The following is a 14,021-nucleotide window of genomic DNA, read 5'->3' as shown; positions in this document are numbered from 1 at the left end:
ACGGATCGTAAGAACTTTTTGACTCATAAGTAAGGGTAGGTTAATGGAAGCGTCGCTACGGAGTCTCGATCTCTATCTCCAGTATCCTGCAGGGGCCGTAGTGAAAACACGAGAGCTCCGTGATGTGGGGTGTGGGATGTATCTCACGTATTATACGGTCGTCAACGACGAGATCTGGGCATCGACATCGGCGTCGAACCTTGTGTTTGCGCTCGGAGAATTGGAGCCGAACGAGACGTTTGATCCTCCAAATTTTTTCGATGAGCAACCAATCATGGAGCGACTACTTCCCTCGCTCCCACCGGGCGTTGTCGAACACACACCCGCAGTTGTTGGCCAGTTGCTGCGCTCTGTAGGACTTTTGTCGGAAAAATATTGGGACGATAGCATCGAAACGATTGATAAGCGTGTGACGAAACTACGACCCTTTGAACGTCGCACCGCTACGAGTTCATCAGTCGACTTTTCTCCGACCTTTCGGCTCTCGGATCCTGCGGAGTTCGTAACTCGATCTGCGACCCACATTACCGAGTTTATCAATACTATTGAAAAACAGTTTCCCAACCACCATCACATCGCGCGGGTCGGGGGAATGGATAGTCAGCTGCTGCTGCTTGCGCCAAAAGTAACCGACAACTGGCATGTATTTAGCGCAGAACCGAACTATCCGATAGTGAAAGACTTCGTCGAGGAAAACGACATTTCTGTACAGAACGTGTTCAGACACGACAACCAAAACGAGGAAACGGACGCTGATCTCAAGCGAAAACTTATTTGTAGTGATTTGCGAACTGATCCGCGCCATCTCCGGTGGTATCCGACATTGGAGCAGCTGGTCGACCGGTTCGATGGAAAGGTGATTTTTTGGTGTGGAACCGAAGGAGACACGATCTACAGCTATCATGCGGATTATCAGGCCAAGGAAGGAACGGCGTATTTTGACCTCCACCAGTCCCGTGCCGCAAACTGGCAGTCAGTTACACATCAGGTAACAAAGAACTACACTGGTGCTGCAGCACTATCACCGTATCACTCCGAAGAGATATGGTCGGAGCTATATCGCCACTACGATCCGAATATGATTGATAAGGGAACTGATCTCCGATATGAGTTGGGTGAGGAACTTGCGGGCCGGTCGGTTACGTGGCCAACTTCAAATCCGGGACCGGCTCCATATACCTACGACATTGTTGTCGACCCAAGAGAACTGTACACAGAATACATTCATGGAGTCCTCAACGGTGAACACAGTCAACTTATTACAGAGAATCGAGGAGAATGCCTGACCCTTTAGGGTCAGGATGAATCCGACAATCGATGACACAACCCACTGTCGATAGCACGGCTTGATATTCCAACAGATACTTAAGCAACCTCGTACAATTACAAGTGTAATGGTCACGGTGACTGTCACCGCGAAGTTCCACAATCCATCCCTCTCACGGCGGAAGGAGTGGCAACGCGCCACACGTCTCTACCGTGACACCAAACAATTCTGCATCAACGGATGGGAGAACGGCAACTTCGACAAATCCGTGACCACAGCCAGCATCGATAACGACCTCTACTCGGCCATCCAGAATCAAGCCATTCGAGAGGCGAAATCCGACCACAGCAAGGACGGAGCGGTTCGATATCAAGAGAGCCAGCCGTTCGCTATCAACAACCAGAACTGGGAACTCGACACAACCGAGAGCGGTACGGTCGTCGTTGGCTTCCCGTGCGTCTCTCAATGGTGGTACACGCCGATAGAGGTGTACGACGACATTGACGACCACGTAGACCGACTGGTCGAAGGAAACGCTAAGAAGACCCGACTACAGGTCTACCGGCGTGGCGACGACTGGTACTGTACGTTCAACATCGAGTACGACACCGACACGTCGGGTGAGACACCCATCGGTGTCGATATTGGTGAACGCCACATTCTCGCCGCGACGGCCTACGACGAAGACGAGTCAATGCTGGTGTCTGGTGGTGAGGCGAAGTACGTTCGACGCAAATATCGTTCCCTACGCGATTCGCTATCGGAAGCGGGTGCGCTTCGCGCACGTAACCGTGTGGGTGACAAAGAACAGCGTCGAATTAACGACCTAAATCATAAACTCTCCCGTCGTCTCATCACGTTCGCGGAACAGTTCGAGAATCCCGTCATTCGGATGGAGGACCTCGAAGGTATCCGCGAGAACAGTTCGTGGTCGGGTGTCCATTCGTGGCATTTCCACCAACTCCAACAGTTCATCACCTACAAAGCCGAACGCGTTGGTATTCGTGTCGAGAAAGTTGACGCTTATCATACCAGCCAGCAATGTTCGGCGTGCGGTTCAATGGGAACCCGTGATGGCGACCAATTTTCGTGTGCGGAGTGCGGTCGTGGACGCCACGCCGACTTGAACGCTTCGGAGAATATTGCACAACGGGAGGGTGAACCATGCACGGCCTAACACTTCAGGTGAGGCGAACCGTGCTACCTCGCTGGCTGAACAACCAGCCGTCGTTGACGCCCGCTGTATGCGGGGAGGAAGGCCGTTTTGACACGGCTCTACGCGCTGTAACGCACACCGCCGGTCACAATTCGGTGGCAACCTTCGACGGGTCACGCGAAAGCGTACTTGTACCCCGAGGAAACGCGCAACCCGAATATCCACTTCGTGGATTCCCGCGTCTTTAGGCGCGGGAGGATGTCAATAATTATTTAAACGAAGAAAGAGGTTCAGAATGACAACGACCAACAAGCAAAAACACACGATAGCAGATCGTTTCAAATCTCTTGAGCAGGAATATTCGCTGTTTGACATTAGGATAGACAGTGTTCCGATTTGGGAGCGCATTCGCTTCCACATATACAGACAGATCAAACAACAAAACGGAACGGGACAGGCACACACAGGTGTCGATAACGATTGGCGAGATTACATTCGTGGCGGTGGCTTGTTTCTGAAGAACCTTTTTATTAATAATCCATATCTTGCCGATCAGAGTGATGTATTATATCTCGGCCACCATCGAAGGAAAAAACAAGAAGACGGCCACTGGTGGGATCTCTACTGCGATCCGATACATGAAGCCTGTGACCACGAGTATGTGCAGTTCGAACGACCACACCTGTTGGACCATTACCGCCCAGCTCGAACGTCGAACCTCCGCTATCTTGACCTCATAGAGTACGGTGGTACCCTCCAGCGTCTGCTCGGTCTACACGAGCCAGAGATACCACAGGAAGCACGATCTCAACTCGTAGCGGCTGGTTCAGCAATGGAAGACCAGTTCGATGCAGATGTCGATCTACTCTCACAGGCCACGGAGGCACTACATGTTCGACGAACTACGTTGCCGCTTTACCGTCGACTTCTTGAGCGAGTCGATCCAGAGCTTGCAGTCATCGTTGTGAGCTACGGTAATGAGACGTTCATTGAAGCTTGTAAACGGCAGAATGTACGAATTGCGGAGTTACAACATGGAGTGATAAACGAGAATCACTTAGGCTACTCCTACTCGGGCTCGCGTACCAAAGAGATGTTTCCCGACTACCTGCTTACGTTCGGCGAGTTCTGGACGGATGTCGTTGAGTTCCCGATCCCAGACGACCAGATCATTCCGGTTGGCTACCCTTATCTTGAGCAATTTGCCAACACGTATGACAACGTAGAGACAAAAAATCAGTTGCTGTTTATTTCTCAAGGTCTAATCGGTGAACAGCTCTCAAAATTCGCCGTAGCGGTCGATCAATCTCCAGATATCGACCACAATATTGTATACAAACTCCATCCAGGAGAGTATGACCGATGGCGCACAGAGTACCCATGGCTTGCAGAAACCGAAATTACAGTGATAGACAGTTCAGAGCCAGCGTTGTATCGGCTGTTCTCGGAGTCGAGTGGACAGGTCGGCGTCTACTCGACTGCAGTCTACGAGGGGTTACAGTTCGACCTCAAAACCTACCTCTACGACTGTCCAGGCGAAGAAACGCTCCAACCGCTTCTTGATAATGGAACTGCAATACTCGTTTCATCAGTCGACCAACTCGTATCGGCACTCAAAAACCATACCACCCAGTTCGACCGTGAACAGTATTTTTCCCCAAACGCAACAAGTCGGATGTGTGATACACTTTCCGATCTGAAGTCGAAATAGCCGCATACTAGAAGTCAGTAGTAATCGTGGTACTTGATAGAAACAACGTCTTCAATAGGCAGTCACCACCAGTTACCGGTATGCGCTCAGCGCTTGTCACTGGTGCAGCCGGATTTATTGGCTCTCATATAGTCGACACACTGCTTGAACGAGGGTGGACAGTCACGGGATTAGACGATCTCTCGACAGGAAGGCGGTCGAATCTGGCGGCCGCAGACGAGGACCTCTTTGAGCTGATTGAAGGAGATCTACGAGACAAAGCGGCGCTCGAAACGGCTATTGAGGGTATCGATGTAATCTTTCATCACGCGGCAGCGATCTCGGTTCCGGAGAGTGTCGAACACCCAGCACGGACGACCGACGTGAACTGTACGGGGACGGCGAAACTGCTTGAAGTTGCCCGTAGAGAGGGTGTCGACCGTGTGATCCTCGCCTCGTCGGCTGCCGTCTACGGCTCCGATGTTGAGATTCCAGTGTCCGAAGAGACACCGACCGCACCCGAGTCACCGTATGCGCTCTCGAAACGATACACCGAACAGCTCGCCTTGCAGCAGGCCGAACAGTACGAGTTAGAGAGGGTGTCATAGAAAGCGTCACACACGAAGACGCAGGATGTTGGAACTGTGTCTACGAGCGCCAGCATCCTGCAAGAGGAGACTTCTATCGACGAGTTCTTCAATGTAATGGCGACCGAGACGCTCGCGTTGTTCGAGCATCTTGAGTTCGACTTTCTCGAAGAATTCGATGTGTTCGCCCCCGCTCGCCGGGGGCGAACACGAGATCATCACCCACCAGCACTCTTCCGAGCGTTCCTGCACTGCTACTACAAGAACGTCTACGGCATCCGTCCAGTCACGCGAGAACTCCAGAACACGGTCGTCTGGCTCAGCTGTGGCTTCGATCGACCGCCGTCGAGAGACGCGGTCGATCGCTTCCTCACCGACCTCGAACACGTCGTCGACGAGGTCTTCGACCGCCTCGTCGAGCAGGCCGCCTGCCGCGGCCTGCTCGACTTGACCTACTCCATCGATTCCACCGACGTGAGGACGATGCCCGCCGACCAAGACGCGTCGAAAGGCTACGATCCAACCGCCGAAGAGTACTACCACGGCTACGGCTGTACGATCGTCTCGACCGGGCAAAAGATCCCGATTGCCGCGGAGTTCACCGAGAGCAAGCAAGCGCCAGAGGAGACGGCGATGCGCGTCACGTGTGACGCGCTCGCCGTCGAGAAACCGATCTGGATGCTTGGAGACAGCGCCTACGACACGCTCGGCTGGCACGACCACCTGCTGGCCGCAGGGGTCGTGCCAGTCGCTCCGTACAACGCACGAAACACCGACGATCCGAAAGACATCGAGTACAGGGTCGAAGCCCGCATCGACGAACACAGCGAGGACGTTCAGCTGAAGCAATCGACGCTAGACGAGACGTACAACCGCCGGAGTGGAGTCGAACGAACCAACGACGCCGTCAAGGACTGCGGCCTCGGGCACGTTCGCGCCCGAGGCCGCGTCCACGCACGAGCACAAGTGTTCCTCGCGCTGTGCCTTCGTCTCGTTATTGCGATCACCAACGACGAACGCGGAGACAATCCAGGAAGCACCGTCATCACGCTATGAGAACTATTCTATGACACCCTCGTGTGGTAAACTATATCTGGGAATACCTCCTTAACTTCTTGTCTGTATGGTTCGATTCCTAGCCAATAGACTGGTTCCCAGTCAAGTTTAGAACGCATATTTTCTGCCACTGCAATCCAATCAGGAAGATAAGATGTTTTGTATATTATATTAGCCATGATTGATTAGTCGTTTCTTAAATATAAATATCCAGCGTCATTACTTTACCGTTATGACTAATATGAAAGATCTTATTTGAGGGATGAAATAGGTCATTTTCACCATCCATCTAACAAATTAATATCATCTATTAGTTCTCCATTCTATGAGCGCTCTTGCAATCTCAAGGTCTATTGGTTCGTCAATATCTAATGAGCGGCTTGAAGGCATCTCGTATCCCATCGTATCCTTTGTATAAAATGTTCGCTCGTCTCTGAGCGAAGACACCTCAGTGACGAAAATAGCACCGTTCGGATGATAGAGCGTCGGAGCTTCCTGTGATCGGGCGGGTGTCCAATGATCAAACGATTTTTCAAGACGTCCATCTTGATCGTCCATTGTGAGAGCCCAAGCTGGCGGTGTGTCGTAAGTAGTCACGCTAACAAGCGACGTCATCTCTGCTTTGCGCAATTTCGTGACGGCTGTGTCGATGTCATCGGCCAACCGAAACGGTGTCGTCACCTGTAAGAGACAGACATAATCATACTGTTCACCCTGCGAAGCCAACCAATCAAGAGCGTGGATCACGACATCCTCACTCTCCGCGGTATCTGACGCTAGTTCATCCGGGCGCCGAAACGGCACATCACCGCCATAGTCGGTCGCGATTTTAGCAATTTCGTCATCTTCAGTCGACACTATCGTTCGATCCAAAGTCGAAGCGTCGGAAGCTTGGTCAATCGTATGAGCTATGAGTGGTTTATCACTGACCTCACGGATGTTTTTTTTTGGAACCCGTTTGGAGCCACCCCGTGAAGGGATCACTCCGAGCACTCTGTCCGTCATCGTCCCATTCCTCTGATATAGTTAGATTTAGCTTGACAGGAACTTGTTTGTGTATGGTGAATAAAATTCCGTACAGAGTACATAACAATCGTTTTTGCAGTGTGCTATGTATCTTTTTCGATATGAGTGGCCGGATAGAACACGAATTATAGAAATTAAAAAACGAGAAACAAGACTATACAAAAGTAACCACGAGTTCCGGATCGGAGGGTTAACTCGGATCCGTCAGTACGTCATTTGTTTTTTGAGTAGTTTGTCGTTGATCGTCGTCTCTGATAGGTGTGATACAATTTTTTTGCCGGCACCGCCGTAGTAGTACGGATTCGAACACTCTACTACTTCACGACGGAATTGTTCATCCGTCAGGCAAGTGTAAATAGCGTTTTCGATCTCCGTTGTATCGTAGTCGACGGCTATAGTATTGGTTGCTCGTATGCGGCCAGTCTGACGCGGCCCTACATCAACAACAGGTAGATTAAATGAAGGTGCTTCAACAACGCCACTACTCGAATTTCCGATCATAACGTCTGCAGCATCCATCAGACCAAGATAGTCTTTTCTTGGGAGACTCTTGAATGTCCTAGTTCGGTCTGAACCATCCATTGTCGCGGCCCACGATTCGATGGTTTCAATCATCGCTTTACCGCCAGCATCAGCGTTTGGATAAATCACAATGATGTTCCCATCGAAAGATTCCAGCGCCGATAGCGTCGTACGCATCTGCTCTGGTGCGTTTTCCGGTTCCGCTGTCAAGGGATGCTGTACTACCAGTGCAAGTGACTTTGACAGATTGAGATCATGCGCCTCAAGTATTTCCTCAGGAGGCGTATAATCGTTTGTGTGAATTGCGTCCAAACCTGGAGACCCGACGACGAAGATTCTCCAAGGTTCCTCCCCGAGTTTCTCGATGTTTGTAGCGTACTGGTCGGTAGCCGGGTAATGAATATGTGAAAACTTCGTTATCGCATGTCTGATACTGTCATCAATGGTTGACCCGCTCATCACATCTCCTCCGTGAATGTGGGCAACGGGAATGTTCATGTGAGCGCTGGCAAGGGCGGCAGCGAGTCCTTCATCCCGGTCTCCGATCACCACAGTGATATCGGTGTCGAGACTGTCTAATGCTTCGGCCATACTCGCCGTTCCAATCCCGAGCGACTTCGCCATAGCTTTACTCGAATCACCATCAAGGAGCATGTGGATCTCTTTGTCGACAGTGAAACCATCTGCCTGCAGTTCCTTGACTGTCATACCATGTTGCGGCGATAGGTGCATACCAGTAGCAATGAGAGATAGTGTTAGATCATCTTGTGACTCAACTGCGTGGATTGTAGAGGCGACCGGTTCAGCTCGAGTTCCAGTTACCACAGTAAGATTTTTGTTCATGATTTATTTTGAAGACGCGTCTTTGTTAAGTAGATCAGAGGCAATCATAAATGTGACCTTTTAACATTCATTTGAATCACATATCTAAGAGAAAAACAAACGCGACTCCCCATTGACATACCAAGACTACTTCTTTTCACAGAATGCAAAAAGTTCTGATCCGGCACGTTTGAAAAAGCGTGGTAGCACGTTGTAGCTTAACCACCTCCCGATCCGTGGAAAGTAATCATATAGCGGGAAGTCTACATACCGGACGTCGACATCGGAGACTTTCCATCCATTCGATTCGAGGAACTTCGTGAGAAGGTGATAATCCCACCCTTGTTTGTGGCCGTCGAACTCATTTATTTCCTTTCCCAACATCGCGGCAACGAGTCTGTTCGGTCGACCAATATTTGGCGTCATAAATACAGCATTTTTCTGTGAAACACGATGAACTTCATCAACGAAGTGTGATGGGTTCTCCACATGTTCAATCACGCCAAGGGCAGTTACGAGGTCAAACGAATTCGGTTCGAACGGAAGATGTTGGGCATCCGCTCTGACCGAGTGAACGTTGACGTGACGTTCTGTTTCAGCAAGCAGATCTAAATCCATATCTAAGCTATACATTGTTACGTTCTCTAGTTCCTCGTCGACAGTCTCGAGAAACTCCCCGAGCCCAGAACCGATATCAAGCACAGACTCGATATCATCGAACTTTCGGATATAGTCAACGACGATACGATGACGTTCAGTCCGGGGTTGGTATCCGCGTTCTTCTATGATGTGTTCTATATTCTTCGGAGCGTCTGTTTTACGTGTCATATAATAAGTATGAAGTTGATAGTTGATCTAATTGATTAATGGCGATAATGATCAGTGTGTTCACTCCTTGATATACAGATCTGCCCACGTAATCGGGTCACCGGCAGAAAGGTTAGACCGTGTTTTAGTTCCTATCACTGCGTCCAATTCTGTAGGTTTCAATCCATCTGCTGGTCTGATAAGCTTGAGATCATCTTCGTTGATCATCGTATTCCTGGGGATGTCTGTCGTGGTGTGTACAGATTTACGGAACTCATTTTTGTTTGGCCGTTCTGCCTCAATCGGGTGTTTTTTACTGGACCCTAAAGCGTTAGCGGCATTGCGAGCAATGTCCACTGCCTGAGCCAGTTCATCTGGTTCAAGAGAAACTTCGGCATCAGGAACCGGCAAATGTCTACTTAATGTGAAATGTTTTTCGACAATAGACGCACCTGATGCCACCGCAAGGCCTGGCGTCTCAACTGCTCTGGAATGGTCTGAGAATCCAACGGGGCCATCAACTAACTCATCAATGTCAGACATCATCCTAAGATTGAGATCAACTATCTCTGTTGGATATGCCGAAATACAATGAAGAAAAGCAACGTTTAGATCTGGGTTAATTGATTTGATATGATTTTCTGCTGCCCTGATTTCACCTTTGTTAGCCATACCCGTGCTCACGATTAGTGGTCTGCTGAAACTAGCTGCGTGTTCAAGCAACGGGTGGTTAACAAGATCTCCGGAACCGATTTTGAACGCATCAACATCAAGATTGTCAAGAGTCGTTACACTTTCCTCATCAAATGGGGTCGATAAAAATGAAATACCAAGGTTTTCTGTGTGTTCTTGGAGCAACCGCATCTCTTCCTCTTCAAGAATCAACTCTCGGAGAGCATCAATATCGTCACTCTGCGCTGAAATGAGTTCCTCCGGGACAAAAGTCTGAAATTTGACTGCATCTGCACCGGCCTCAGCAGCGACCGACGCCAAGCGCTTTGCGACTTCAAGATTACCATTATGATTACTCCCTGCTTCGGCGATAAAATACACGGACCCGGAGCCTATTTTAGTTGATCCGATTTCCATCACTATCCACTGGATTGAGAGGGTAACAAATATATTGGTCGTGTTGCAAAGCGGTCTAGACTTTGCCGCTGGTACTCTCAATTGAGAGGTCACAGTTGATTGCTGTTTTGGTCGAACGTTGGAGCAGTTCGTCGAGGAACGCTTGGTAGTACTCGGGGTCGGCGTACTTCACCAACCGAAGTTGGAGTATCGCTTCCAATCCCTCTGCTGTCCAGCGCATCCACTGGTTCTTGCACCGCTTGCTGACCTCGCCCATCAGTCGTTCGACGGGGTTCGAGGTCCACGGAACCTCGAACCCCTCGACAGCGTGCTCGGCGAACGTCACAATCGACGGCAGCCACCGCCGAAGATACCCTGCAGCCTTTGCTGACCCGAACTGCTCCAGTTGCCACGCTGTCTTCTCTAATCGCTCTCTCGTTCGCGCGATCCGCGAGCGGATCGCCGCGAACTCCTCCGCTGGACGATGCTTCGCCACAGAGTTCTTCAGATGGAACACCTCGTCGATCACCTCCGAAACGATCTCCTTCCGACGGTCCAAGGAGAAGACGCCATCGTCCCAGAGGGTGTAACCCAGCGTTCGGCCGACGTGGACGAGATCGAGCTGGTGGTCACGGTTTTCGTCGGTAAAGGCTGTGACGATGCCGCTATCAGCGTCACTGACGACCGTCGCGTCGTCAGTGACTGCGCCGATATCATCGAGTTCGGCGGCAGTTTCGTCCCAGTCAGCGTTGACCGACAGATCCAGCAGGGAGCGTGACTCTTCGGCGGTGTCTTCGCCGAGCGTTGCTTGGACGGAGTGGGACGAGCGGTCGTCGTCTTGGCTGTGGCACTTTGTCCCGTCAGGAATGACGGCGTCAGCGTCTGTGCCAGCGACACAGTCTGGAAGGAACTGTTTGAGCTTGTGGCCGTATTTCTTGGCACGGCGGTTGATGGTGGTCGGCGACGGCATCGAGACGAAGCTGTCGCCGTGATTGGCAGCGTCTCGATAGCTGAGCGAGGTAGCGAGATCGACGCTTTTGGCGGCGATGTCCTGCTGATAGCGGTTCTGCCCGTCGAAGTCGAGAACGTCTTCGACGGGCCGGAAGTAGCTGGATTCGTCTGGGGAAGCGGCTGTATCTTCGACGTAGTGGAGAGAGAACTCGTGTTCTCCGGCAGTTGTGACAGCTGTGCGGGTGTCGGTGCCGGCGCGTTGGAAGCGCTGGTCACCGTTGCCATGTGCGTGTTTCTCACCACAGAGCGCCTCGACGCTGGCGGCGTCGAGGCTCTCGACCAGCGATTCGAGAAGGACTGCTTCGAGGTTCTGGTCAGTGACGGCCTCGGCAAGCGTGGCGAGCGGTAGCGTTTTGTCGTCGTCGATACTCAGTTCGAACCGCACGTCGATTGTGGCGTGCATGGGGTACCTCGGTTTGGACACCAGAGGCAACCCCGCCTTCACGGGAGTCAGTTACTACTGAACTCTAGAGGACTTTGCGACACGACCCATTAATTATCAAATTACACGTCTTCGAATGTATTTAAATAACCGGTGTTATTCTAATCACTCACAGACCTATTTTGCTCGTCTAATACTACCTTATATAAATCGGTTGCTTAAACTTTGGTTCATACTGCTATCCCAGAGCTGCTCAACGAAGACATCAGCGAAGAAAATGTCGAGAATAAAATCTAATTCCGCCTACATTTATCAGTCAGACCTGCTCGAAGTATGGACACCAGTCCAGTACGAATCGTACTGCTGAGAGATAGTTTACTTGTAACAACGGTGGATACTCAATGGATAGAGATCAGAATCGGATCGACAGACAATGTCTGGCGGCAGCACAGTCAATATGAGACTTTGCGACGGCGAAAATATCGGAGAGAGTGCTACCCATCGGGTAAACGCCCCGATAGGCTGAACAACGGTTATCTCGCCCTCAACTCTGTACGGTGAGCGGGAACGGCGACTACACTGCATCCACGCGATGTCGACAGATTATAAGTCTACGGATGAGCCCACGAGTTCAATCGTGGGACGACGAGATGCTATGCTTTCGACTGGATCGTGTACAGGTCCGCATAATCGCCCTCTTCAGCAAGCAACTCCTGATGTGTGCCGGATTCGATGATCTCGCCTTTTTCGACCGTATAGATCTGATCTGCATTCTTGACCGTCGACAGCCGATGAGCAATCGCGATGATCCCATACTCTCGGTCCATTGACTCAATCGCGGCTTGTACTTCTTTCTCCAGGCTTGAGTCAAGATCACTCGTCGCCTCATCTAGCACGAGGAAGTCAGCATCTTTCAGCAGTGCTCTCGCTAACGCCACACGTTGCCGCTGTCCACCTGATAATCGGATCCCATCATCACCCAGTTGCGACTCGTAGCCATTCGGGAGGTCGTCGACGAACTCGTCAACCTTTGCGATCTCACAGACATCTTCGACTTCTTGTCGCGTCGCTTCTCGATTCCCAATCGTGATGTTGTTTTCCAAGGAGTCGGTGAAAATAAACGGCTGTTGGCGCACGACAGCGATTCGCTTGCGCCAGGATTCGAGATTATACTCCGTAATTGGAACGCCATCGGCACGGATCTCTCCCTGATCGGGATCATACATCCGTGCGATCAGCGAGACAATCGTCGACTTTCCAGCTCCAGACTGGCCAACAAATGCGATGAAATCTCCTTTGTTAGCCGTAAATGAAAGTTCACGAAGCACCTGTTCGTCTTCATTGTACGCGAATTTGACCCCATCAAATTCGATACTAGAGACGTGTGTTACTGAGCGAGCGCCGCTGTGCTCTTCGTGTCTATCAAGCCGATCAAGAAACGTCTGTGTTCGAAGCGCATGAGAGAGATATCCTTCAACTTGATAGACTTTCGAGTTGAGATCGCTTACCTTTGGTGCGAGTTGGAACATTGCAATAAGAAAGATTCCGAGTTCGCCGAGTGAGAGTCCAGTAAACGTGAAGCCGACATAGATTAGTACAAAGATCGTGATTGCTGCCGAGAGTTCGAAGAAATTCTTGATCGCGATTTCGTTCCGGGTGAGATCTATTTCTGAACTAGTATACTGATCGATAGACTCAGAGAACGTAGAGAACACTTCTGACCGGAGTCCAAACAGTTTCACATCACGAATTCCCTGTGTTCCTGCTTGAACGGTCTCTTGGACGAGCTCGTTTGCCTCTGCAACCCGGGTCCCAACGGTTACTGCTGGTTCGATAACAACCCGAAGGAGTACGGTGATTCCACCAAGAAGTACCATCGCAAGAAGTGTCATTGAGGGAGTGATATAAAACATTACAGCAATGTACATAAGAACTAAAAATAACGTCTCCAACATCGCAATCCCTTGTTTAATTACTCGTCCCGAATACCGTGTTTCTGTGATAATAGCATTGAGAATATCGTCAGTTCCCTGCTCATCGTAATATTGGACTTCCGCATCAAGCGCACCTTCAAACGCCCTCGTGCGAAGATGCTTCTCGTACTGTTTCCCAAGTATGACAGCGAGCCATCGGACGAGGAACGACATCGTGTACCGAATGGTCATTACGAACGCAACACCCACAATCAAATATCCCAGTGAAAAGGGGATTCCGAAGAATTGGTAGGTTCCAATGAATCCTTCCATCACAGGTCCGCTTACATTAGTTGGATCATTAGTCTGAGCCGTCTCAATAATCGGGTAAATAAAGCTCAGTCCGGTTCCTTCAAGAAATGCGACGAATCCACCCAACACAACGAGCATAAAAGCAAACTTTGGTCGATAGCGACCAACACGTTTGAGTGCCCGAATTTTTTCTTGAGTTGAGAGCGTCTCATTGTTTGTAGACATTATGAGTTATTGGGTATCCAATAGTGACGAAGATAAGGATGCTGTTTGCAAACGAGCAGGTGACACCAGCCATCAATTATGTATTACTTGTAATTGTTCAATATCCCCTTCAAGCCAACAGGCCAAATATAACGAGTATATAAAAACAACATGTGCTCATTCTAAGCAAACGTTAAG

11 protein-coding genes are annotated in these 14,021 nt (G+C 50.3%); 5 read left to right on the top strand and 6 right to left on the bottom strand.

The features are described 5' to 3' along the window. Positions 1 to 100: 100 nt before the first annotated feature. The 5 genes from HALTADL_RS11750 to HALTADL_RS11730 all read left to right on the top strand — a co-directional run bounded on the left by HALTADL_RS11750 (position 101) and on the right by HALTADL_RS11730 (position 5,756). The gene (locus HALTADL_RS11750; RefSeq protein ID WP_143054189.1) at positions 101 to 1,294 is read left to right on the top strand and encodes a hypothetical protein; all 1,194 of its coding nucleotides are present in this window, start codon (positions 101 to 103) and stop codon (positions 1,292 to 1,294) included. A 100-nt stretch (positions 1,295 to 1,394) separates the two neighbouring features. Further along, the gene (locus tag HALTADL_RS11745; protein WP_089673707.1) at positions 1,395 to 2,444 is read left to right on the top strand and encodes an RNA-guided endonuclease TnpB family protein; all 1,050 of its coding nucleotides are present in this window, start codon (positions 1,395 to 1,397) and stop codon (positions 2,442 to 2,444) included. A gap of 274 nt (positions 2,445 to 2,718) precedes the next feature. After that, entirely contained in the window at positions 2,719 to 4,134 is a 1,416-nt protein-coding gene (locus HALTADL_RS11740; protein WP_245708516.1) for a hypothetical protein, read from the top strand. Positions 4,135 to 4,214: 80 nt separating this feature from the next. Next, positions 4,215 to 4,721 carry an SDR family NAD(P)-dependent oxidoreductase gene (locus tag HALTADL_RS11735; protein WP_089673706.1) on the top strand — a complete coding sequence of 169 codons (507 nt, stop codon included), beginning with the start codon at positions 4,215 to 4,217 and terminating at the stop codon, positions 4,719 to 4,721. Positions 4,722 to 4,817: 96 nt separating this feature from the next. After that, positions 4,818 to 5,756, top strand: a complete 939-nt coding sequence (locus HALTADL_RS11730; protein WP_015911568.1) for a transposase — start codon at positions 4,818 to 4,820, stop codon at positions 5,754 to 5,756. Positions 5,757 to 6,059: 303 nt separating this feature from the next. On the opposite strand, the gene HALTADL_RS11725 is transcribed toward HALTADL_RS11730, so the two are convergent. From HALTADL_RS11725 to HALTADL_RS11695, 6 genes are all read right to left on the bottom strand, one after another. Then, a complete protein-coding gene (locus HALTADL_RS11725) occupies positions 6,060 to 6,761 on the bottom strand; it encodes an acylneuraminate cytidylyltransferase family protein (RefSeq protein ID WP_089673990.1) in 702 nt (233 codons plus the stop codon). Between the two features lie 225 nt (positions 6,762 to 6,986). After that, entirely contained in the window at positions 6,987 to 8,147 is a 1,161-nt protein-coding gene (neuC, locus tag HALTADL_RS11720) for a UDP-N-acetylglucosamine 2-epimerase (RefSeq protein ID WP_089673991.1), read from the bottom strand. Between the two features lie 126 nt (positions 8,148 to 8,273). Continuing rightward, positions 8,274 to 8,954, bottom strand: coding sequence for a class I SAM-dependent methyltransferase (locus HALTADL_RS11715; RefSeq protein ID WP_089673992.1), 681 nt, complete (start codon positions 8,952 to 8,954; stop codon positions 8,274 to 8,276). 60 nt (positions 8,955 to 9,014) lie between these two features. Beyond that, the gene (locus HALTADL_RS11710; RefSeq protein ID WP_089673993.1) at positions 9,015 to 10,022 is read right to left on the bottom strand and encodes an N-acetylneuraminate synthase family protein; all 1,008 of its coding nucleotides are present in this window, start codon (positions 10,020 to 10,022) and stop codon (positions 9,015 to 9,017) included. 55 nt (positions 10,023 to 10,077) lie between these two features. Further along, entirely contained in the window at positions 10,078 to 11,415 is a 1,338-nt protein-coding gene (locus HALTADL_RS11705; RefSeq protein WP_012659191.1) for an ISH6-like element ISHla10 family transposase, read from the bottom strand. Positions 11,416 to 12,047: 632 nt separating this feature from the next. Next, positions 12,048 to 13,844 carry an ABC transporter ATP-binding protein gene (locus tag HALTADL_RS11695; protein ID WP_177171964.1) on the bottom strand — a complete coding sequence of 599 codons (1,797 nt, stop codon included), beginning with the start codon at positions 13,842 to 13,844 and terminating at the stop codon, positions 12,048 to 12,050. Between the last annotated feature and the right edge of the window lie 177 nt (positions 13,845 to 14,021).

Source organism: Halohasta litchfieldiae, from assembly GCF_002788215.1.
GTDB classification, from domain to species: Archaea; Halobacteriota; Halobacteria; order Halobacteriales; family Haloferacaceae; genus Halohasta; species Halohasta litchfieldiae.
The sequence above is the reverse complement of the archived record's forward strand: the minus strand, read 5'-3'. Positions and strand labels throughout refer to the sequence as shown.

What these genes read in the sequence shown, in the direction of transcription:
- neuC (WP_089673991.1), bottom strand. Translation starts at nt 8,147, where the DNA reads ATGAACAAAAATCTTACTGTGGTAACTGGAACTCGAGCTGAACCGGTC.
- HALTADL_RS11705 (WP_012659191.1), bottom strand. Translation starts at nt 11,415, where the DNA reads ATGCACGCCACAATCGACGTGCGGTTCGAACTGAGTATCGACGACGAC.
- HALTADL_RS11715 (WP_089673992.1), bottom strand. Translation starts at nt 8,954, where the DNA reads ATGACACGTAAAACAGACGCTCCGAAGAATATAGAACACATCATAGAA.
- HALTADL_RS11735 (WP_089673706.1), top strand. Translation starts at nt 4,215, where the DNA reads ATGCGCTCAGCGCTTGTCACTGGTGCAGCCGGATTTATTGGCTCTCAT.
- HALTADL_RS11730 (WP_015911568.1), top strand. Translation starts at nt 4,818, where the DNA reads ATGGCGACCGAGACGCTCGCGTTGTTCGAGCATCTTGAGTTCGACTTT.
- HALTADL_RS11725 (WP_089673990.1), bottom strand. Translation starts at nt 6,761, where the DNA reads ATGACGGACAGAGTGCTCGGAGTGATCCCTTCACGGGGTGGCTCCAAA.
- HALTADL_RS11695 (WP_177171964.1), bottom strand. Translation starts at nt 13,844, where the DNA reads ATGTCTACAAACAATGAGACGCTCTCAACTCAAGAAAAAATTCGGGCA.
- HALTADL_RS11745 (WP_089673707.1), top strand. Translation starts at nt 1,395, where the DNA reads ATGGTCACGGTGACTGTCACCGCGAAGTTCCACAATCCATCCCTCTCA.
- HALTADL_RS11710 (WP_089673993.1), bottom strand. Translation starts at nt 10,022, where the DNA reads ATGGAAATCGGATCAACTAAAATAGGCTCCGGGTCCGTGTATTTTATC.
- HALTADL_RS11740 (WP_245708516.1), top strand. Translation starts at nt 2,719, where the DNA reads ATGACAACGACCAACAAGCAAAAACACACGATAGCAGATCGTTTCAAA.